The organism is Roseibium sp. Sym1, assembly GCF_027359675.1.
Taxonomy (GTDB): domain Bacteria; phylum Pseudomonadota; class Alphaproteobacteria; order Rhizobiales; family Stappiaceae; genus Roseibium.
The window spans coordinates 1,615,684-1,634,048 of record NZ_CP114786.1 but is presented as its reverse complement, the minus strand read 5'-3'; the positions used below and the strand labels follow the sequence as shown (position 1 = coordinate 1,634,048).

21 protein-coding genes are annotated in these 18,365 nt (G+C 62.5%); 12 read left to right on the top strand and 9 right to left on the bottom strand.

Going from position 1 to position 18,365, the window contains the following annotated elements; translation table 11 throughout:
- Window position 1 precedes the first annotated feature (1 nt).
- Together O6760_RS07405 and O6760_RS07400 are read left to right on the top strand one after the other, a co-directional pair.
- Window positions 2–1,087: an ornithine cyclodeaminase gene (locus O6760_RS07405; RefSeq protein WP_269584846.1), complete on the top strand. Its 1,086-nt coding sequence runs from the start codon at window positions 2–4 to the stop codon at window positions 1,085–1,087.
- A 196-nt stretch (window positions 1,088–1,283) separates the two neighbouring features.
- Window positions 1,284–1,835 (top strand): hypothetical protein, encoded by a 552-nt coding sequence (locus O6760_RS07400; RefSeq protein WP_269584845.1) that lies wholly within the window; start codon window positions 1,284–1,286, stop codon window positions 1,833–1,835.
- Here O6760_RS07400 and pyrF read toward each other — a convergent pair.
- Both pyrF and O6760_RS07390 read right to left on the bottom strand, forming a co-directional pair.
- Window positions 1,828–2,556 carry an orotidine-5'-phosphate decarboxylase gene (gene pyrF / locus O6760_RS07395; RefSeq protein ID WP_269584844.1) on the bottom strand — a complete coding sequence of 243 codons (729 nt, stop codon included), beginning with the start codon at window positions 2,554–2,556 and terminating at the stop codon, window positions 1,828–1,830. The two genes, O6760_RS07400 and pyrF, sit on opposite strands and share 8 nt — an antisense overlap.
- Before the next feature lie 91 nt (window positions 2,557–2,647).
- Window positions 2,648–3,496: an SDR family NAD(P)-dependent oxidoreductase gene (locus O6760_RS07390; RefSeq protein ID WP_269584843.1), complete on the bottom strand. Its 849-nt coding sequence runs from the start codon at window positions 3,494–3,496 to the stop codon at window positions 2,648–2,650.
- 277 nt (window positions 3,497–3,773) lie between these two features.
- Between O6760_RS07390 and hisB the strand changes: the two genes are divergently transcribed.
- The 8 genes from hisB to coaA are packed head-to-tail and all read left to right on the top strand — an operon-like array spanning window position 3,774 to window position 8,708.
- On the top strand, window positions 3,774–4,367 hold the full coding sequence (hisB, locus tag O6760_RS07385; RefSeq protein WP_269584842.1) for an imidazoleglycerol-phosphate dehydratase HisB: 594 nt from the start codon (window positions 3,774–3,776) through the stop codon (window positions 4,365–4,367).
- A 13-nt stretch (window positions 4,368–4,380) separates the two neighbouring features.
- On the top strand, window positions 4,381–4,881 hold the full coding sequence (locus O6760_RS07380; RefSeq protein WP_269584841.1) for a DUF2628 domain-containing protein: 501 nt from the start codon (window positions 4,381–4,383) through the stop codon (window positions 4,879–4,881).
- Entirely contained in the window at window positions 4,878–5,531 is a 654-nt protein-coding gene (gene hisH / locus O6760_RS07375) for an imidazole glycerol phosphate synthase subunit HisH (RefSeq protein WP_269584840.1), read from the top strand. Before O6760_RS07380 ends, hisH begins: the two co-directional genes overlap by 4 nt.
- Window positions 5,532–5,549: 18 nt before the next feature.
- Entirely contained in the window at window positions 5,550–5,837 is a 288-nt protein-coding gene (locus O6760_RS07370) for a DUF1330 domain-containing protein (RefSeq protein ID WP_269584839.1), read from the top strand.
- A gap of 6 nt (window positions 5,838–5,843) precedes the next feature.
- Complete coding sequence (gene hisA, locus O6760_RS07365; RefSeq protein WP_269584838.1) at window positions 5,844–6,587, top strand: 1-(5-phosphoribosyl)-5-[(5-phosphoribosylamino)methylideneamino]imidazole-4-carboxamide isomerase; 744 nt, start codon at window positions 5,844–5,846, stop codon at window positions 6,585–6,587.
- The gene (gene hisF, locus O6760_RS07360) at window positions 6,584–7,363 is read left to right on the top strand and encodes an imidazole glycerol phosphate synthase subunit HisF (RefSeq protein WP_269584837.1); all 780 of its coding nucleotides are present in this window, start codon (window positions 6,584–6,586) and stop codon (window positions 7,361–7,363) included. The genes hisA and hisF overlap by 4 nt, the downstream gene beginning before the upstream one ends.
- 21 nt (window positions 7,364–7,384) lie before the next feature.
- On the top strand, window positions 7,385–7,708 hold the full coding sequence (locus O6760_RS07355; RefSeq protein ID WP_269584836.1) for a phosphoribosyl-ATP diphosphatase: 324 nt from the start codon (window positions 7,385–7,387) through the stop codon (window positions 7,706–7,708).
- A 34-nt stretch (window positions 7,709–7,742) separates the two neighbouring features.
- Complete coding sequence (coaA, locus tag O6760_RS07350) at window positions 7,743–8,708, top strand: type I pantothenate kinase (protein WP_269584835.1); 966 nt, start codon at window positions 7,743–7,745, stop codon at window positions 8,706–8,708.
- 23 nt (window positions 8,709–8,731) lie between these two features.
- Here coaA and O6760_RS07345 read toward each other — a convergent pair whose 3' ends face one another.
- Window positions 8,732–9,130 (bottom strand): RidA family protein, encoded by a 399-nt coding sequence (locus O6760_RS07345; RefSeq protein WP_269584834.1) that lies wholly within the window; start codon window positions 9,128–9,130, stop codon window positions 8,732–8,734.
- Between the two features lie 208 nt (window positions 9,131–9,338).
- On the opposite strand from O6760_RS07345, the gene O6760_RS07340 reads away from it, so the two are divergent.
- Window positions 9,339–9,932 carry a TetR/AcrR family transcriptional regulator gene (locus O6760_RS07340; protein WP_269584833.1) on the top strand — a complete coding sequence of 198 codons (594 nt, stop codon included), beginning with the start codon at window positions 9,339–9,341 and terminating at the stop codon, window positions 9,930–9,932.
- A 91-nt stretch (window positions 9,933–10,023) separates the two neighbouring features.
- Here the strand turns inward: O6760_RS07340 and O6760_RS07335 are convergent, their stop codons facing one another.
- The 4 genes from O6760_RS07335 to O6760_RS07320 all read right to left on the bottom strand — a co-directional run bounded on the left by O6760_RS07335 (window position 10,024) and on the right by O6760_RS07320 (window position 15,787).
- Window positions 10,024–11,715, bottom strand: coding sequence for a methyl-accepting chemotaxis protein (locus O6760_RS07335; RefSeq protein ID WP_269584832.1), 1,692 nt, complete (start codon window positions 11,713–11,715; stop codon window positions 10,024–10,026).
- A 173-nt stretch (window positions 11,716–11,888) separates the two neighbouring features.
- The gene (locus tag O6760_RS07330; protein WP_269584831.1) at window positions 11,889–13,655 is read right to left on the bottom strand and encodes a VHL beta domain-containing protein; all 1,767 of its coding nucleotides are present in this window, start codon (window positions 13,653–13,655) and stop codon (window positions 11,889–11,891) included.
- 151 nt (window positions 13,656–13,806) lie between these two features.
- Complete coding sequence (locus tag O6760_RS07325; RefSeq protein WP_269584830.1) at window positions 13,807–14,364, bottom strand: ActR/PrrA/RegA family redox response regulator transcription factor; 558 nt, start codon at window positions 14,362–14,364, stop codon at window positions 13,807–13,809.
- 22 nt (window positions 14,365–14,386) lie between these two features.
- The gene (locus tag O6760_RS07320) at window positions 14,387–15,787 is read right to left on the bottom strand and encodes an ActS/PrrB/RegB family redox-sensitive histidine kinase (RefSeq protein ID WP_269584829.1); all 1,401 of its coding nucleotides are present in this window, start codon (window positions 15,785–15,787) and stop codon (window positions 14,387–14,389) included.
- 195 nt (window positions 15,788–15,982) lie between these two features.
- Between O6760_RS07320 and secB the strand changes: the two genes are divergently transcribed.
- The gene (gene secB, locus O6760_RS07315; protein ID WP_269584828.1) at window positions 15,983–16,486 is read left to right on the top strand and encodes a protein-export chaperone SecB; all 504 of its coding nucleotides are present in this window, start codon (window positions 15,983–15,985) and stop codon (window positions 16,484–16,486) included.
- Window positions 16,487–16,974: 488 nt separating this feature from the next.
- Here secB and O6760_RS07310 read toward each other — a convergent pair whose 3' ends face one another.
- Together O6760_RS07310 and rsmI are read right to left on the bottom strand one after the other, a co-directional pair.
- Window positions 16,975–17,364, bottom strand: coding sequence for a YraN family protein (locus tag O6760_RS07310; RefSeq protein ID WP_269584827.1), 390 nt, complete (start codon window positions 17,362–17,364; stop codon window positions 16,975–16,977).
- Entirely contained in the window at window positions 17,364–18,275 is a 912-nt protein-coding gene (rsmI, locus tag O6760_RS07305) for a 16S rRNA (cytidine(1402)-2'-O)-methyltransferase (protein WP_269584826.1), read from the bottom strand. Before rsmI ends, O6760_RS07310 begins: the two co-directional genes overlap by 1 nt.
- Window positions 18,276–18,365 lie beyond the last annotated feature (90 nt).

Below are 18,365 nucleotides of genomic sequence, written 5' to 3'. Positions count from 1 at the left end.
CATGATCAACAGCCCCATCGACCTCGCCCCGTCGGACCTTGCCTATGTGCCCTTTGTCAGCGTCGACAACATGATGCGCAACGTCCGTGCAGTCGGTGTCGAGACCTTCATGCGCGGCATTGCCGACTGTATCGAACAGGATTTCCTGCGCTGGGAGAGCTTCGACAAGATCCCGCGCATTCCGGCCCACGCCCCGCAGGGCGTGATCGAGCTGATGCCGACCAGCGACGGCAACACCTTCGGCTTCAAATATGTCAACGGCCACCCGGGCAACACCCGCGAGGGCCGGCAGACGGTGACCGGTTTCGGGGTTCTGTCCGAACTTTCCACCGGATACCCGGTCCTGTTCACCGAAATGACCATCCTGACGGCTTTGCGCACGGCGGCGAATTCCGCGCTGGCGGCGAAATACCTGGCGCCGAAAGGTTCGACCACCATGGCGGTGATCGGCAACGGCGCCCAGTCCGATTTCCAGTGCCTGGCGTTCAAGGACCAGCTCGGCATCACCGATATCCGGGCCTATGACATCGAGCCCGCGGCCAGCCAGCGTCTGGCGCGCAACCTGATCAATTCGGGGCTCAACGTCACCATCTGCAAGACACCCGAAGACGCCATCGAAGGCGCGCAGATCATCACCACGGCAACGGCCGACAAGAAACTGGCGACCATCCTGACCGACAACATGGTCGGCTCGGGCGTCCATATCAACGCGGTCGGCGGCGATTGCCCGGGCAAGACCGAACTGCACAGGGACATCCTGCTGCGCTCCGACATTTTCGTTGAGTTCCCGGACCAGACCCGCATTGAAGGCGAATGCCAGCAGCTTGCCGAGGATCACCCGGTCGTCGAGCTCTGGCAGGTCTATGCCGGTGCCGCCCCTGGCCGCACGTCGCAGGACCAGATCACCCTGTTCGACAGCGTCGGCTTCGCCATCGAGGATTTTGCCGCCTTGCGTTATGTGCACGACCTTCTGCCGTCGACGGGCCATTTCGAGAAACTGGATCTCCTGGCCGACCCGGACGACCCGCGCGACCTCTACGGCATGGTCCTGCGCTCGGGTGCCAACGGCGACGACAAGGCCGCGTGACCTCAATAGGATCACGCGTTTGCAGCAATCCTGGCCACCGCTTCGGCGGTGGTTTCTTTCTGGAGATGGTGGAGTTCAAGATCACCGGTCCCCACCCAGGAAACACATCTTGGTATCCGGCAACGGTTTTTTTTACCTATCCCGTGTCTACTGGCGATCCTTTCAAAGAACCACGACCCTGCTTCAAGGATCTCCCATGATTTCCAGACGGATTGCCCTCTTCAGCCTCGCATTTCTGGTCGCGCCGAATGCTCAGGCGGCCGAACAGTATTTCGATTACAAGGACTGGTCCGTTCGGGTCGAGGCGGTCGACACCGGCGAGGACCTGCGCATCACCTGTTCCATGTGGACCGGCGGCGACGGCGAACCGACGGTCGGTTTCACCCTCTCGAACGGCGATGCCCTGCCGCCGGATATCTTTCCGGGCGTGCAGCTGACGGAACGCGCCATTCGCGGCCATGCGACCGTCTTGCAAAACGGGGAGACAGTGACCTTCGTCTTCGATGACGGCGACAGCGCACAGGCCAGTGTCCATGCGGATTTCGACGAGAACGGTTTTGCCTTCGCGCAGACCAATTTTCCCTTCGAGGACAATCAGCGTGTGCTGCAGGCCATGCAGCGCAACGGCCAGATCGACATCACGGGACCGGGCGGGCTCGTCTATTCAGCATCCTTGAGCGGCTTCACCGCCTCCTACCGCAAGGTCGCCGAGCAATGCGGCTTCCCGGTCGACGGCGTGGTCAACTGAGGGCGGCCTCGATCTCCGCGACCACCGCATCCGCGGCTGCCCCCGGATCGGCCGCCTGGCTGATCGGGCGGCCGACGACCAGATAGTCGCTGCCGGCCTCGATGGCGTCTTTCGGCGTCATCACCCGGCGCTGGTCGCCGGCGGCACTGCCGGCGGGGCGGATACCCGGGGTGACGATGACCAGCTCGTCGCCGAGGATCTGGCGCATTTTGGTGGATTCCGTCGCCGCGCAGACGATGCCGCCCATGCCGGCCGCCCGAGCATCCTTCGCCCTTGCCTCGACCACGTCGGCGATCGGACCGCGATAGCCTGCGTCGATCAGGTCCTGTTCGTCCATGGAGGTCAGCACCGTGACGCCCAGCAGGCACAGGTCCGGATTGCCTTCCTCGCGAAGACCCTTCACCGCCGCGCGCATGGTTTTCGGATAACCGTGCAGGGTCATGAAGGTCATGCCCATCTTGGCAACGTTGCGGACCGCCTTCTCGATGGTGTTGTCGATATCGTGCAGCTTGACGTCGAGAAAGATCTTCTTGCCGTCCCGCGCGAGATCGCGGGCAAATTCAAGACCGCCGGCAAATTGCAGCTCCATGCCGATCTTGTACACACCGACCCTGCCTTCCGTCTGTTTCACCAGCTTTTCGGCGTCTGCGACCGTCGGAACGTCGACGGGCAGCATCAGGCGGTCGAGGGCGGTCTTCGGGGCGAACGGGCTCGTCGGCATCGGCGGGTCTCCTGCGGCAGGGGGAAAGCGCCCTGTCCATACCATCACGGAGTGAATCGCGCCAGAACCAGGCTGGCCTAAGGTCCTGACTCTAGCTTTTCCCGGTCTTCTCGAAGTCCGCGAAGGCGTCCTTGTAATCCGCGTGCCAGCGGCTCAGCGGCGGCCGGTTCTCGATGATGTCGCCAATGGCCCATTCCGCCCGGCGCCTGTCGCGGGTGCTGTCGACATCATTGTCCGGACACAGGACATAGAAATCGCCTTCAGACATGCGCTCGAGGAAATAGTCGACCGTCTGTTCGCTGCTCCAGGCCGAGGCCGGTTTTTCCGGAAAGTGCTGGGCGGTGATGCCTGTGTAGGTGAAACCGGGCACGAAAAGATGCACCGAAATCGGTGCGCCCGCCTGGCGAAGTTCATGTGCAAGCTGCTCGCTGAGCACCTTCACCGCCGCCTTGGAGGCATTGTAGCCCGGATTGCCCGGCGGCGTGGTGATGCCCTGCTTGGAGCCGGTGTTGACGATCACCGCCGGACGCCCGGCCTCGATCATGCGCTTGGTGAAGGCCTGGACGCCGCGCAGGATGCCGAAGAAATTGACATCCATCAGCCGGGTCCAGTTGTCCATGTGCTCCCAGCACCGGGTCGGCAGGTCTATGCCCGCATTGTTCATCAGGACAGCAACGGGGCCGGTCGCGAAGGCCTTGTCCGCCAGCGCTTCGACCTGGGTCATGTCCGAAACGTCCGTCGGGACCGCCAGCACCGTTGCGTCCGGCCTTGCGGCTCGGCGAACGGTTTCGGCCGCGGCATCGAGTTTGTCCCCGGGCAGATCCGCGAGGATTATCCCGAGGCCGGATTCGGCAAACCTTTTGGCCGCGACCAGGCCGACACCGCTGGCGGCTCCGGTCACGACGGCAAGGCCGCCTTCTGCAACTGCTTCCTTAAACATGTCTGCCTCCCGTGATTGTCGCTTGCGGACGGCTGCGCCTCACAACACCACCTCATCCTGGGGAAGCGCGCAAGCGCTGTCTTGAAGGATCTCCCGGTCCTCCTCATTACAAGGTGGTGTTAAGGCGGAGGCTTCCGAAGAGATTTTGATGCCTGGTTCGTCGCGAAACCGCAATCAGAACCAAACCGAACCATCCTGCGGCGAAGTCGCTATTTTCTTAGTCGTGTCAGGCTGCTACAACACCGCCGGTTCCTCTTCACTTCAAGGACATCAGCACATGCGTACAGCGAGTGTATCGCGCGATACCAAGGAAACCCGCATTTCGGTCGAAATCAACCTGGACGGTACCGGCGCCTATGACGTCAAGACCGGCGTCGGGTTCTTCGATCATATGCTGGAGCAGCTGGCGCGCCATTCGCTGATCGACATCAAGGTGCGCGCCGACGGCGACACCCATATCGATTTTCACCACACGGTCGAGGACACCGGCATTGCGCTCGGGCAGGCGATCTCGCAGGCGCTGGGTGACATGGCCGGCATCACCCGTTATGCCGACACCCACCTTGCGATGGACGAGGCGCTGACACGGTGCGCTCTGGACGTGTCCGGCCGGCCGTTCCTGGTCTGGGACGTTGCCTTCGACCGCGACAAGGTCGGCGACTTCGATACGGAACTGTTCGAGGAGTTTTTCCGCGCCTTCGCCATGAACGCCGGCATCACCCTTCATATCGCTACGCTTTACGGCTCCAATTGCCACCATATTGCCGAGACCTGTTTCAAGGCGGTCGCGCGCTCCCTGCGCAAGGCGGTGGAGATCGATCCGCGCCAGGCGAACCGGGTGCCGACGACCAAGGGCCAGCTCGGCGGTTAGGCGGAATGGATACATGAGCACTTATGTCGTGATGGCGCCGCCCGAATTTGACGACGTGGCGGGCGACCCCTACCAAACCGACCGGCTGGAATTCGTTCCCGACCGGTTTTCGGTGCTGGCCTTCCTGTTTTCCCTGATCTGGCTGCTGGTTCATCGCATGTGGCTGGTCCTGCTCGGCTATCTGGCTGTCACGCTGGTGATCGAACTGCTGGCGCTGTCCGTCAGCCAGGAGGTCATGGGCGTGGTGGCCTTTGTCATCGCCATTCTTTTCGCACACGAGGCCCAGGCCCTGCGCCGCTGGTCGCTGGAGCGCAAGGGCTGGCGCGTTGTCGGCATCGTCGATGCCGACGGCAAGGACGAAGCCGAGCTGCGCTTTCTGCACAAGGCCGCCGATCATCTGTCGCCGGCCCGCATGCGGCAGACCGTCCAGCGCCCCGCCCCCAATCCGATCGTCCCGCGCGTCGGCAGCGAACAGGTGGTCGGCCTGACCCTCGGCCCGGAGAGCCGTCAATGACAATTGCAATTATCGATTATGGCTCGGGCAACCTGCGCTCGGCCGAAAAGGCGTTCGAGCGCGCGGCCCGCGCCCACGCCCATGTGCCGGACGTGATCGTCACGTCCGATCCCGAACGTGTCCTGAAGGCCGACCGGGTTGTCCTGCCCGGTGTCGGCGCCTTTGCCGACTGCAAGCGCGGCCTCTGGGCCGTCGAGGGCATGCCCGAGGCGCTGGAGGAAACCGTCCGCAAGCAGGGAAAGCCGTTTTTCGGCATCTGCGTCGGCATGCAGCTGATGGCAAGCCGCGGACTGGAGTTCGAGACCGTTGAAGGCCTGGACTGGGTCGATGGCGACGTCATCGCGATGGAACCGGCCGACCCGAGCCTGAAGATTCCGCATATGGGCTGGAACACCATCGACGTGCGCCCCGAAAGCCACCCGGTCCTGAATGGTATCGAAACGGGTCCCGGCGGCCTGCATGCCTATTTCGTGCATTCGTTCCACTTCGCCTGCGCCAGCATGGAAGACCGGCTGGCAACCTTCGACTATGCCGGAACCTTCACCGCCATGGTGGCGAAAGACAACATGATCGGCACCCAGTTCCACCCGGAGAAAAGCCAGCGGCTCGGTCTCGAGCTGATCGCCAATTTCCTGGACTGGACCCCGTAACACTTCTGGGAGAGACAGATGAGCAAAGGCTACTGGATTGCGCGCGTCGACGTGCGGGACGCGGACGGATACCCGGCCTATGTCGAGACCGCGAAGCCGGCCTTCGAGCGTTTCAGCGCCAATTTCCTCGCGCGCGGCGGCAAGACCAACACCATCGAGGGCCCGGGCCGCGCGCGCAACGTCGTCATCGAGTTTCCGAGCTACCAGCACGCGGTCGATTGCTACAATTCACCCGAATACCAGGAAGCGGTCAAAATCCGCCAGAAAGTTGCCGATGGCGAGATCGTCATCGTGGAAGGAATATAAGACGTCATGATCCTTTTTCCCGCCATCGACCTGAAGGACGGCCAGTGCGTGCGCCTGAAACTGGGCGACATGGACCAGGCAACCGTCTTCAATGATGACCCCGGAGCCCAGGCAAAGGCCTTCGAGGACCAGGGCTTCGAGTGGCTGCATGTGGTCGATCTCAACGGCGCCTTTGCCGGCGAGAGCGTCAACGGCGCCGCGGTCGACGCAATCCTGGCGGCTACGACGAACCCGGTGCAGCTCGGCGGCGGCATCCGCACGCTGGAACATATCGGGACATGGCTGGAAAAGGGCATCAGCCGCGTGATCCTCGGCACCGTCGCGGTGCGCGATCCGGAGCTGGTGAAAGAGGCTTGCAGGGAATTTCCGGGCAAGATCGCCGTCGGCATCGACGCCAAGGGCGGCTACGTCGCCGTGGAAGGCTGGGCGGAAACCTCCGAACTCACCGCCGTCGACTTGGCCAAACGCTTCGAGGATGCCGGGGTCTCGGCGATCATCTATACTGACATCGACCGGGACGGTGTGCTGAAGGGCCTGAACATCCCGTCCACGCTGGAACTGGCGAAATCCGTTTCCATTCCGGTCATTGCCTCCGGGGGGCTGGCGTCGATCGACGACATTCACCGCCTGCTGGAACCGGACTGCGCCATCCTTGAAGGCGCGATTTCAGGCCGGGCGCTCTATGACGGGCGTCTTGATCCGAAGGAAGCCATGGACCTGATCCTGGCGGCACGAAAGAAAGCGTCATGACCCTCAAGGCCCGCGTCATTCCCTGCCTCGATGTCAAGGACGGCCGTGTCGTCAAGGGCGTCAACTTTGTCGACCTGGTGGATGCCGGCGATCCGGTGGAAGCGGCCAAGGCCTATGACGCCGCCGGGGCGGACGAACTCTGTTTTCTCGACATCACGGCCAGTCATGAAGGCCGGGACACGATCTTTGACGTCGTCAGGCGGACGGCGGAAGCCTGTTTCATGCCGGTGACGGTCGGCGGCGGCGTGCGTACGGTGGAAGATATCCGCAAGCTGCTGATCGCCGGAGCCGACAAGGTCTCGATCAACACGGCCGCGGTAAAGAACCCGGATTTCGTGCGCGAGGCGGCGGAAAAATTCGGCGCCCAGTGCATCGTCGTCTCGATCGACGCCAAGCAGGTCAACCAGCCCGGCGAACCGGAAAAATTCGAGATCTTCACCCATGGCGGCCGCAACCCGACCGGCATCGACGCGGTCGCGTTCGCAAGAAAGGTCGTCGAACTGGGCGCCGGCGAGCTTCTGGTGACGTCCATGGACCGGGACGGCACCAAGTCCGGCTACAACATCGCGCTGACCCGGGCGATTGCCGACGCGGTGCCGGTGCCGGTGATTGCCTCCGGCGGTGTCGGCACGCTGGACCACATGGTCGAGGGCGTGCGCGACGGCCATGCCACCGCCGTTCTGGCGGCCTCGATCTTCCATTTCGGCGAATACACCATTCACGATGCCAAGCAGTACATGAATGACGCTGGTATTCCCATGCGTCTCGATGCGTAGCAGCCCTGAGGGACTAGCCGAATGACCGACTTCACATTGGAACAGCTCGACGCCATAATTGCTGCACGTGCGAAGAGCGACGACGAAAAGTCCTATACGCGCAAGCTCGTCAACAAGGGCGTTGCCAAATGCGCCCAGAAGCTGGGAGAAGAAGCGGTTGAGGCGGCAATTGCCGCCGTTCAGCGGGACCGTGAAGAGTTGACGGCCGAGGCCGCCGATGTGCTTTATCATTTGCTTGTGGTTCTGAGCGTCTCCAATGTCCCTCTCGGGGATGTTATGAAGGAGCTTGCGAACCGCACGGGACAGACCGGACTGGAAGAAAAGGCGTCCCGCCCGCAAGAGTGATAGCGGATTGCGGTGAACAGGGACTGCGAGTGATATGGATCAGAAAGTCGCGACGGCCCTGGACATGGATCTGTCCCCTTATCAGGTGTTCACCGAACGCCAGTGGGCGCGCTTGCGTGCCGACACGCCGATGACCCTCGACGCCCATGAAGTCGCCCAGCTCCAAGGCCTCAACGCTCCCGTGTCCATCGAGCAGGTCGAGACGATCTACCTGCCGCTGTCACGCCTGCTGGCCTTCTATGCCGAGGCCACGATCAGCATCTATCAGGCGACGCAGGCCTTCCTGGGCACCAGGGACAACAAGACACCCTTCATCATCGGCGTTGCCGGGTCTGTTTCCGTCGGCAAGTCGACGACGTCGCGCGTGCTGCGCGAACTTCTGGCCCGCTGGCCGGCGAGCCCGAAGGTGGATCTGATCACCACGGACGGTTTTCTCTATCCCAACGCGGTTCTGGAAGCCGAGGGCCTGATGTCCAAGAAGGGCTTTCCGGAAAGCTTCGACCGTCCCCGGCTGCTGAAGTTCCTGTCGGACATCAAGGCGGGCAAGCGCTTCGTGCGCGCGCCGGTCTATTCGCATTTCTATTATGACGTGATGCCCGGCCACACGGTGACCGTCGACCGGCCGGACATCCTGATTGTCGAAGGCCTCAACGTGCTGCAGACGCGGGAATTGCCCAAGGACGGCCGCGCGGTTCCCTTCGTCTCCGACTTTTTCGACTTCTCCGTCTATATCGACGCCGACGAGGACCTCCTGCGCAAGTGGTACGTGGACCGGTTCATGCACCTGCGGGAAACCGCCTTCCGCGACCCCGGCTCCTACTTTCACAAATACTCGCGTATCAACGATACGGAGGCGGTCGAGACCGCCAACCGGATCTGGAGCGACATCAACCTGGTCAACCTGCGCGAAAACATCCTGCCGACCCGGCCGCGCGCGGACCTGATCCTGTCGAAGAATGCAAGCCACCGCATTTCCAAGGTTGCCCTGCGCAAGATCTGACGGTGGTGCGTCCGGGGCTGCGGTCAAGCTGCCCCGGGAATGCGGGCAATGACCTTGATCTCGAAATCGAAGCCGGCGAGCCAGTTGACGCCGACCGCTGTCCAGTTGGGATAGGGGGCTGTCTCGAAATACCTGTCCTTCACCGCCATCAACGCGCCGAATTGCGCCTCGGGGTCCGTGTGAAACGTGGTGACGTCGACCACGTCGTCCAGGGTACAGCCGGCCGCGTCGAGCACGGCCACCAGATTCTCGAATGCCATGTCCACCTGACGGGGGAAGTCGGGCTCCGGTGTACCGTCGGCATGGCTTCCGACCTGGCCCGACACGAACAGGAGGTCCCCGCTCCTGAGCGCCGCGGAATACTTGTGCTGGTCATAGAGGGCATGCCTTCCGGCGGGAATAACGGGCTCGCGATGTGTCATTGGTTCGTCCTTTGTCTGGCACTGTGTCAGGTGTTTCGGCACAGCCGCTCCCGTCGGGCCGGCGGGTGGTCCGGTCCGGGAATACGCAGGCTGCGGTCGGCTTCACTTGATGGGCGCTATTTGATATACGCCGTGTATGTGAATAGCCCACATACGCGGCGTATGTCAATTGGCATACACCGCGTATGCGAAATTGGAGATGAACCCGATGGCAAGAAGCCGGACGGAAAAGATGGAAGAAACCCGGGCGAAACTCATCTGCGCAGCACGCAAGGCTTTCGCAGAAAAGGGTTTTTCGGCCGCATCAATGGATGAGTTGACCGCTGAAGTCGGCCTGACCAGAGGTGCGCTCTATCACAATTTCGGAGACAAGAAGGGTTTGCTCCAGGCGGTCGTCAACCAGATCGACAGCGAAATGGCGGGCCGCGCTCACGCCATCGGCAGCAAGGAAGACAGTCTCTGGGACGGCCTGCTGGCCGAAGGCGCCGCGTATATCGAAATGGCGCTGGAGCCGGAAGTGCAGCGCATCGTGCTGCTCGACGGCCCCGCGGTGCTCGGGGACCCGTCCCTGTGGCCAAGCCAGAACCATTGCCTCGAGACCACGACGAAAGCGGTCACCACGCTGATTGCGGAAGGCGTCATGAAGCCGGTGGATGCCGAAGCGGCAGCGCGGCTGTTGAACGGGGCAGCCCTGAACGCGGCCCTCTGGATTGCCGCCAGCGACAACCCGGAAGACGTTCTTCAACGGGCGCTTGAGGCGTTTCGGTGCCTCGCGACGGGACTGCTCAGGGAAAGCGACTGAAGGTCCGTTCGCCGGACTTGAACGAAAAGCGTCCCCGGCGCATGGCACCGGGGACGCTGGTGTCGGGGAGGTTCGTGCCGGGGGCGTTGGATCAGGCGACCGAGCGGCTGCGGACTTCCTGCAGGAACGTTGCGACCTGGTCGCGCAGCATGCCCGCGTTTTCTTTCAGCTGCTGAGCCGAGCTGTCGACCTTCTCGGCCGTATCGCGGGTGTTTTCAGCGGCCGACGCGACGGTTTCGATATTGGTCGTGACCTCGACGGTGCTGCGCGAGGCTTCGGTCGCGTTGCTCGCGATTTCCTGCGTCGCCACGCCCTGCTCCTCGACCGAGGAGGCAATGGAAGAGGCGATTTCGTTCATGTTGTTGATGATCTCCGTCACCGAGGAAATCGCGCTGGCCGCATGGCCGGTCTCTTCCTGGATGGCGGTGATCTGGCTTGAAATCTCCTCGGTCGCCTTCGAGGTCTGGGTGGCCAGTTCCTTGACTTCGGCGGCAACGACCGCGAAGCCCTTGCCGGCCTCGCCCGCGCGGGCCGCCTCGATGGTGGCGTTCAGGGCAAGCAGGTTGGTCTGCTCGGCGATCGCCTGGATCAGCGTCACCACTTCGCCGATGCGGCTGGCGCTTTCCGACAGGCCATGCATGCGCTGGTTGGTCGACTGGGCTTCGCCGGCGGCGCGGGAGGCGATCTCGCTCGAGGATTGAACCTGGCGGCGGATTTCGTTCACGGAGGCCGACAGTTCCTCCGCAGCGGCGGCCACGGTTTCCACGTTATGGGCGGCCTGCGACGAGGCATTGGAGACCAGGCCGCTCTGTTCCGTGGTCTGGGCGGCCACGTCGGTCATGTCCGCGGAAGCGGCCTGCAGATTCTGCACGGAACTGTCGATGATGTTGAGCATGTCCATGATCTGACGATCGAAGTCACCGCTGAGCTGCTGGATCTCCGAACCCTTGCGCGCGGCGTCTTCCTGACTTGCATTCTGTTGCTCTTCCAGCTCGCGGCGCGCGGTTTCGTTCCGGACGAAGACCTCCATGGCGCTGGCCATCTGACCGATTTCGTCGCCCCTGCCCGCACCCTCGATGACGATATTGGTATCGCCTTCCGCCAAAGTGCTCATGTTGTCGGTCAGGGAGCGCAGCGGACGGACAAGGCTGCGGATGGCGACGAATGCAATCGACCCCGCGACCAGTGCGCCGACAAGCGCCAGCGAGATGATCAGCATGGCCTGGTTCCAGAAGGCGGCTTCCATGTCGTCGATATAGACACCCGTGCCCAGCATCCACTGCCAGGGCTCGAACCCGGTGGCGTAACCCCATTTCTCGATCGGAACGTCACTGCCGGCGCGCGGCCACAGGTATTGAAGCGTCCCGCCACCGCTGCGGGCAACGTTCACGAGCTCGGGAATGATGCGCACACCATTGGCATCCTTGAGATCCGTGAGGTTCTTGCCGATCAGTTTTTCGTTGGCGTGCGAGATCGTGACGGAGTTGTTGTCGAAAACGAATACGTAGTTTTCGCCGTTTTCAAACCGCATTGCGGAAATCGCCTGGATTGCGTTTTTCTGAGCCTCTTCGCGGCCCATTTCTCCCGATTTCTCAAGCTCGTGGTAGCGGGCGGCAATTTTGCTCGCAGTTTGCGAAATGTCCTCGATCTTGGTCAGGCGTTCCTGCAGCATTGCGTCTTTCAGCGAGCTGAGGGAGAGCATCGCGAGAGCAACGGTAAAAATGGCAATGACAAAGACAGGTGTCGTGATTTTCCAGGCAAGTGGCCAACGGGTAAAGGACATGGCAGGGGCTTTCTGTCGGGTTATGTCCTTTTAGAATTCCTACAAACAACTGACCAAATAATTAATTCGCAGAATTGAATATAAGTACCTATGCCCGCAAACGGCCAAGAAAAAGTAGCCGGTTTACGTAGCGCAACCATTGCGAGAATTCGAGTCTTACCTAGAGGCAGAAATTATCTGCGTGCGCAGAAGACATCCCTCAGGCCCGGTCGCGACCAGGTGGCGTTCTGCAACTGACCTTTGAGCACATGACCCTGTGATTCGAAGTAGAAAGTATTGGCGCCGCCCTGACGCTGCAGGGTGACCGCGCCATAGCCCATTTCGGCAACCGTGGCGCTTTGCAGGTCCGGCGAGAACACGACATTCAGGTCGATACCGGAAGTGCACAGATAGTCGGCGACGTTGGCGCGGGCTGTCTGTTGTTGCTGGAACGTAGGCTGGCTGGAGCCTTCGATCGCACCCGGCGGCGTCGGTCCGGCCGGAAAACCGTTGCCGGGCTGGCCGTCGAAACCGCCATTCTGGTTGCCCCAGGCATCGCCGCCGCCGAAGCCGTTGTTGCCGGGCACGCCGAACGTCTTCGGACCCTGGATCACGACTTCGCGGTAGGGCGTCCGCGTGACGTAGATGCCGCGGCATTCGCCATTGGCACCGCGCACGGTCCAGGCGTGGGAAACATAGGTCTGTTGTTCCAGGATCTGACCCGGTTCCAGCCGCGCATAGGGCCGTTCGCCGCCACGGTAGTCGACCCACTGGACTTCGATCGCCTGCTGGCTGGCATTGCGGAACACGATCTGGCCCGGCCTGACGGCCTCGACGGAGCGCACGCGGCCGAGTTCGGTGCAGGACAGGTCCGAGCCGGGTTCCTCGGCACCCGTTCCAAAGGCATCGTCCGAAACGATCTGCTGCGGCAGCGAGCAGGTCGCGACAAACAGGCGGACCGGATTGGCGCTGCCTTTCAGCGAGACGGCATGTGCCGGCATGCCTTCGACGGCAATCGACAATTCGGACTCGCGGATCATGGCCTCCCACAGCGGGTCGGTCATTTCGATATTGACTTCGGGCAACGACACCCCGGCCTCGTTGTTGGTCGAAGAGCCGAAGGCATTGTAACCGTTGTCGAATTCACCCGCAGTGATGCGCACCGCCTGTGGCATGCCCTCCAGGAGCCCGGCCGGCGCCTGCTGGAAGGTGATCTTGGCGAAACCGGATTGCGTGCTGCAGTCGGCGCGGAAGTCGCGATCGTCGGTCTGCGGCACCCCGTGCTCCAGCATCGTCGGCGAGCCCGGCTGCGTTCCGGGTTCGGCCAGCCACTGGCGGTCTTCGCTTGGCGTTACCAGCACCGGCTGGGCATTGGCGGTGCCACCCGAAAGGGCTTCCCCGACCGTGGTCTCGAAATCGGAGCCGGGCAGCGCCGTTGTGTCCGTACCGGGCTCGGAGATGGGTGTATCGACCTGGTCCAGCGGCTTCAGCACAGTGTCTTCCGGCGGCTGGACTTCCGTGATCGAGGAGTTTGCCTCCGTCGAAGGCGGCAGTACCGTGGTCTTCGGTGTTTCAGTCCTCGTGCTGGTGACCGGACCTGCCGCGGTTCCCGAGTTGGTGCCGACAACCCGCGCCGCAGCGCCGGGCTTGCCGTCGCTGCTGACGTCCACCACAAGTGTGTTGCCGGAGCAGATATTGGCTTCGCGGTGGAGCACACGGCTGTTTTCCAGCGTGACCTCCAGCTTGACATCACAGCCCGGACGCTTGTTGTCGCTGCCCTGGGTATCGATCACGACGCCCTTGTCGTCCCGGCTGATGATCGGCCGGTATTTCTTGTCCACGGTAATGGACCGGATGCCCGGGTCGGGCGGTTCGACATTGATGCGCAGGGTCTCGGGGGCGGACTGCGCCATCACGGCCGTGCCGGAGGCAATCAGAAGCGCGCTCGCCGCAGCCAGCATTCCGGACTTCAGCAGGGGGGTAAAACCAAATTGGGCAGCAACATGCCGCATAAGCGATCTCCATGGGAGCGCAAGTCTATCACCGAATGGCAATACTTAGGCAAAGTGGCGGTGAAAGGGCAAGTCTGCATTGGCGCAAGATGCGAGTTCCTCAGCGGGGCGCGCGCTTCGCCAGGATCCGTTGCAGTGTGCGCCGGTGCATGTTGAGCCGCCGCGCCGTCTCGGAAACATTCCGGTCGCAGAGTTCGTAGACGCGCTGGATATGCTCCCAGCGAACCCGGTCGGCCGACATGGGATTCTCGGGTGGCTGGGCCTTGTCCTCGGGTTTGCGCGCGAGAGCGGCGACGATATCGTCCGGATCCGCGGGCTTGGCGAGATAATCGATGGCACCGAGTTTGACCGCGGTAACCGCCGTGGCGATGTTGCCATAGCCGGTCAGCACGATCGCGCGCGCGTCCGGGCGTTTCTGCCGGATCTTCTCGATCACATCGAGGCCATTGCCGTCTTCAAGCCGCATGTCCACGATTGCGAAGGCCGGCGCGCCACTGGCGATCTTGGCCGCGGCATCCTGAACGCTGTCAGCTGTTTCCGTCGCAAAACCGCGTTTTTCCATGGCCCGTGCAAGACGTTGCTGGAACGGTTTGTCATCGTCGACGATCAGGAGGCTCATGTCCTCCGCAGTGCTCAGGGCTGGTGTCTGGTCTGTCATCTCGTCTTACCGGTTTTTATTCTTACGTCTCGACTTGCGTCCTGGATGAGGAGTCCGGAGGTGTAGGATTTTTTTCTGTCCGGGTGCCGTTATGGGCTGAAAATGAGGTTTCGTCCACTCCGGCGTCTTGTTCGAACACCTGGCGCGGCCAGCTGACACGGATATGGGCTCCCGTCTGCGGTGGCGCCAGGTTTTCCAGGCTGAGCTTTGCACCGGTGCGTTCCAGCAAGGTCTTGGCGATGAAAATGCCCAGCCCGAGCCCGCCGCCGGTATCGCGCTGGGGCGACTTGCCGCTCCGGACGGAGACATAGGGATCTCCGATCTTGCCGAGAATGTCGACGGAAAACCCGGGGCCGTCATCCCGGATCGAGATCGACAGTGTTGTGGGATCCCAGCTGGCTGTGACATCGACGCGGGACCTTGCGAAATCAATGGCGTTTTCGACCAGATTGCCGAGCCCGTAGCGGATGGCGGCGTTGCGCGTTCCCACGGGCTCGGACCCGGAACCGGACCAGTCGGAATGGATGGCCACGCCCGTGCCCCTGTGCGGATCGATCACATCTTCCATGAGCTGCGTCACCGGCATGCGTTGATAGGTCCGGTCGGCTTCGCTGGACAGGCTGGTCAACTGGCGCAGGATGCTTCGGCATCGCTCCGCCTGGGAATGGATCAGCGCAAGGTCTTCCGCGCGCGGATCGCCGTCCTCGAACTCGTCGGCCAGTTCCTTGGCGGCCAGATAGATGGTCGCGAGCGGCGTGCCGAGTTCATGCGCTGCCGCCGTTGCCAGCCCGTCAAGCGCGTTCAGGTGCTGTTCCCGGGCAAGCACCAGCTCTGTCGCGGCGAGCGCATCGGCCATTTGCCGGGCTTCCTCGGCAACGCGGAAGGCATAGATTGCCATGAAGCCGAGAGTTGAAACGAGGGCGATCCAGATCCCGACCGAATAGACGACGGGCAAGGAAAAATCGTCACCGACGGCCCAGGGCAAGGGCAGGTGAAAGACAGCCAGAAGGCTGGCGCAAACTGTCGCCAGGATGCCGAGAATGAAGGTGTAGCGCGCGGACAACCCGGTTGCGGACACCATCACCGGCGCCATCAGGAGAAAGGCAAACGGATTTCCAAGGCCACCGGTCAGAAACAAGAGCCCGCTCATTTGCAGGATGTCATAGGCCAGCTGAAGCGTTGCCGCCCGCTCCGAAAGGCGCATCGCAGAGGGCCAGCGAACTTTCAGAAAGATGTTCAGCCAGGCCGACAGGGCAACCAGGGCAAAGCCCTGCCCGGCGGGCATGGGATACCCGAGCCCGACATGAACCACCAGCAGTGCGGCTGTCTGACCGCCCACGGCCAGCCATCTCAGCCGGACGAGCGTGTCGAGTTTCAGGCGCCTGTGCGGCAGGATGATATTGGACGTCGGTTGATCGGACATTTGCCAAATGGGACTTGGGATGCTGTCCCCTTTTGAAGCGGTTTAGGCCAGCTTGCAAGGCGTGGCTCTTGTATCCATTGGTTCTAGATGGTAGCCACCCGCTAAACGGTTGTCCGGATCACGCGGGCCGGCGGCCATCCGAAGGGGTTTCATGGCTCTTCATGTCAGATCAGCACCGCGAAACGGAATGAGACGATGACCGACACCAATGACGGCGGCGCAGAGCCGCAGGCAGAAGGCGCCGCCGCGCCGGGCATGCACATCCTGGGCCAGTACATCAAGGACCTGTCCTTCGAAAATCCGAATGCACCGCGGTCCCTGGGCCAGGGCGAGCAGCCCAAACTCGACATCAACGTGAATGTCGGCGCCCAGCAGATGGGTGAGGATCAGTTCGAGGTCATCCTGACGCTGACCGCCAAGGCGGAACGCCCGGACATGGTGATGTTCAACGTCGAGCTGGTCTATGCCGGCCTGTTCAAGATCACCGGCGTGCCGAAAGAGCACATGCATCCGTTTGTGATGATCGAATGCCCGCGCATGATCTTCCCCTATGCCCGCAACATCCTCTCCGAGGCGACGCGCAACGGTGGTTTCCCGCCGCTGATGCTCGACCCGATCGATTTCGCCCAGCTGTACCGCCAGAACATGGCGCAGCAGGCCGCAGCCCAGCAGGAAGGCGCCGAGCAGAAGCCGAACTAACGGCAGCTGAGTTGTTGTCGATTTTCAAACCCGCGCCGGTCTAGAGCACTTCCCGGTTAGATTGGCTCACTCTGCCGAGGCTGGTTTGGTTCAAGGTCAAGGACGTTGATGAAGAGCGTGCTGGCCGCACGGTCGAGGCAACTTCCGCAGGCATTGGGCCAAACCGGCCCGGCCCTCCGGGTTTGTGTCTGGCGGACACCTGCTTTGTCGGACCGCTTGCCCATAGCCCCGCTATGGACTTCACGCTCCTCCGCGCAGATCGTCTCGCCAGACTTCAAACAGACTGAGCCAATCTAACCGGGAAGTGCTCTAGTCACCTGGAACTGAAGTTCGTCTCGTTTTCCGAGAGGCTCCGAACGAGCTTCAGTTCCAAAAAGGTGACTAGAAACATATGTTTCTAGTGTGGTTTTAAATTTGAAATACGCTACGGCGCTAGCTGCAGCAACAAGGCGTATTTCAAATTCACCACACCAGCCGGCGCGGGTTTTTCAGTCCCGGGCCTCGAAGGCGTTGACGATCCGCTCCGGCAGTGCCCAGGGGCAGACGATGACGATGTCGAAACGCAAGGTATAAAACCCGGCCTTGGCATGTTGGGACACGAAGATCTTTGCCGCACGGGCAATCCGTTGCTGGCTTGCCGGCGTGACCGCTTCCAGCGCCGCGCGGCGGGTCTTGCGCGCCTTGACCTCGACGAAGGCCACCGTCTTTCCGCGTTTGGCAATCAGGTCGATCTCGCCGGCTTTTGTCTTGTAGCGGCGTTTCAGGATACGCCAGCCGGTCAGGCGCAGGTACCAGGCGGCCAGGGTTTCCGCGTTGAGGCCAAGCGCGTGGGCGCGCCGGCGCTTTTGTGTTGCCGTGTTGTCCTGCCGCCGCGCCATCAGGCACCGTCCGCCTTCAGTTCCAGCGCCCGCTTGTAGACCTCGCCGCGTTCCAGGCCGGTCGCCTTGGCGACCTTCTTGGCGGCGGCGCTGACCGGCATGTCCGCAAGGGCGGCGGCAAGCAGGGTGTCGAGATCCTCGGAGGCTGCTTCCGGCCTGTCTTCGGGCGGGCCGACCAGGATGACGATCTCGCCCTTGACCTGGGTGCCGTCGAACCGGTCCGAAAGCTCGGCCAGCGTGCCGCGCTCGAAGGTTTCGAAACGTTTGGTCAGTTCACGGGCCACCACCGCCTTGCGGCCGGCGCCGAGCACATTCGCCATCAGGGCCAGGGTCGCGGCGGTCCGGTGCGGGCTCTCGAAAAAGACCAGGGTCGCGGGCACGTTGGCCAGCTCCTCGAGCCGGCGCGTCTTCGGTCCGCCCTTCTGCGGCAGGAAACCGGCAAACAGCACCGTGTCGCTGGGAAGTCCGGAAGCGACCAGGCCCGCCAGCGGCGCCGAGGCGCCCGGGATCGGGATGACCTTGTAACCCTCCGCCACGACATCGCGCACCAGCCGGTAGCCGGGATCGGAGACCAGCGGCGTGCCGGCATCGGAGACCAGCGCGACGGCGCCGCCCGCAGACAGGGTCTCCAGGATTTTCGGGCGCTGCTTGTCCGCATTGTGCTCGTGATAGGCCATCAGCGGCGTCTTCAGCGAAAAGCGCTGGGTCAGCGTCGCGGAGACGCGGGTGTCCTCGCAGGCGATCACCTGCGCCGCCGCCAGGGTCTCAAGGGCCCGGACGGTGATGTCGCCGAGATTGCCGATCGGGGTCGAGACGATATAGAGGGCCGGTTCCAGGTTGGGCGCGGTGAAGGCATGTTCGCCAAGGCTGTAGCGGTTTTTGTCCGTGGGAGCGGTGGAATCGGTGCCCATGGGACGTCCTTTCGTACCCACCGGTCTTGCGGCGGAACCTGTTGGAGAGGCTTCTTTATCCTTGCGCTACCGCCGCGGGACAACCGATGC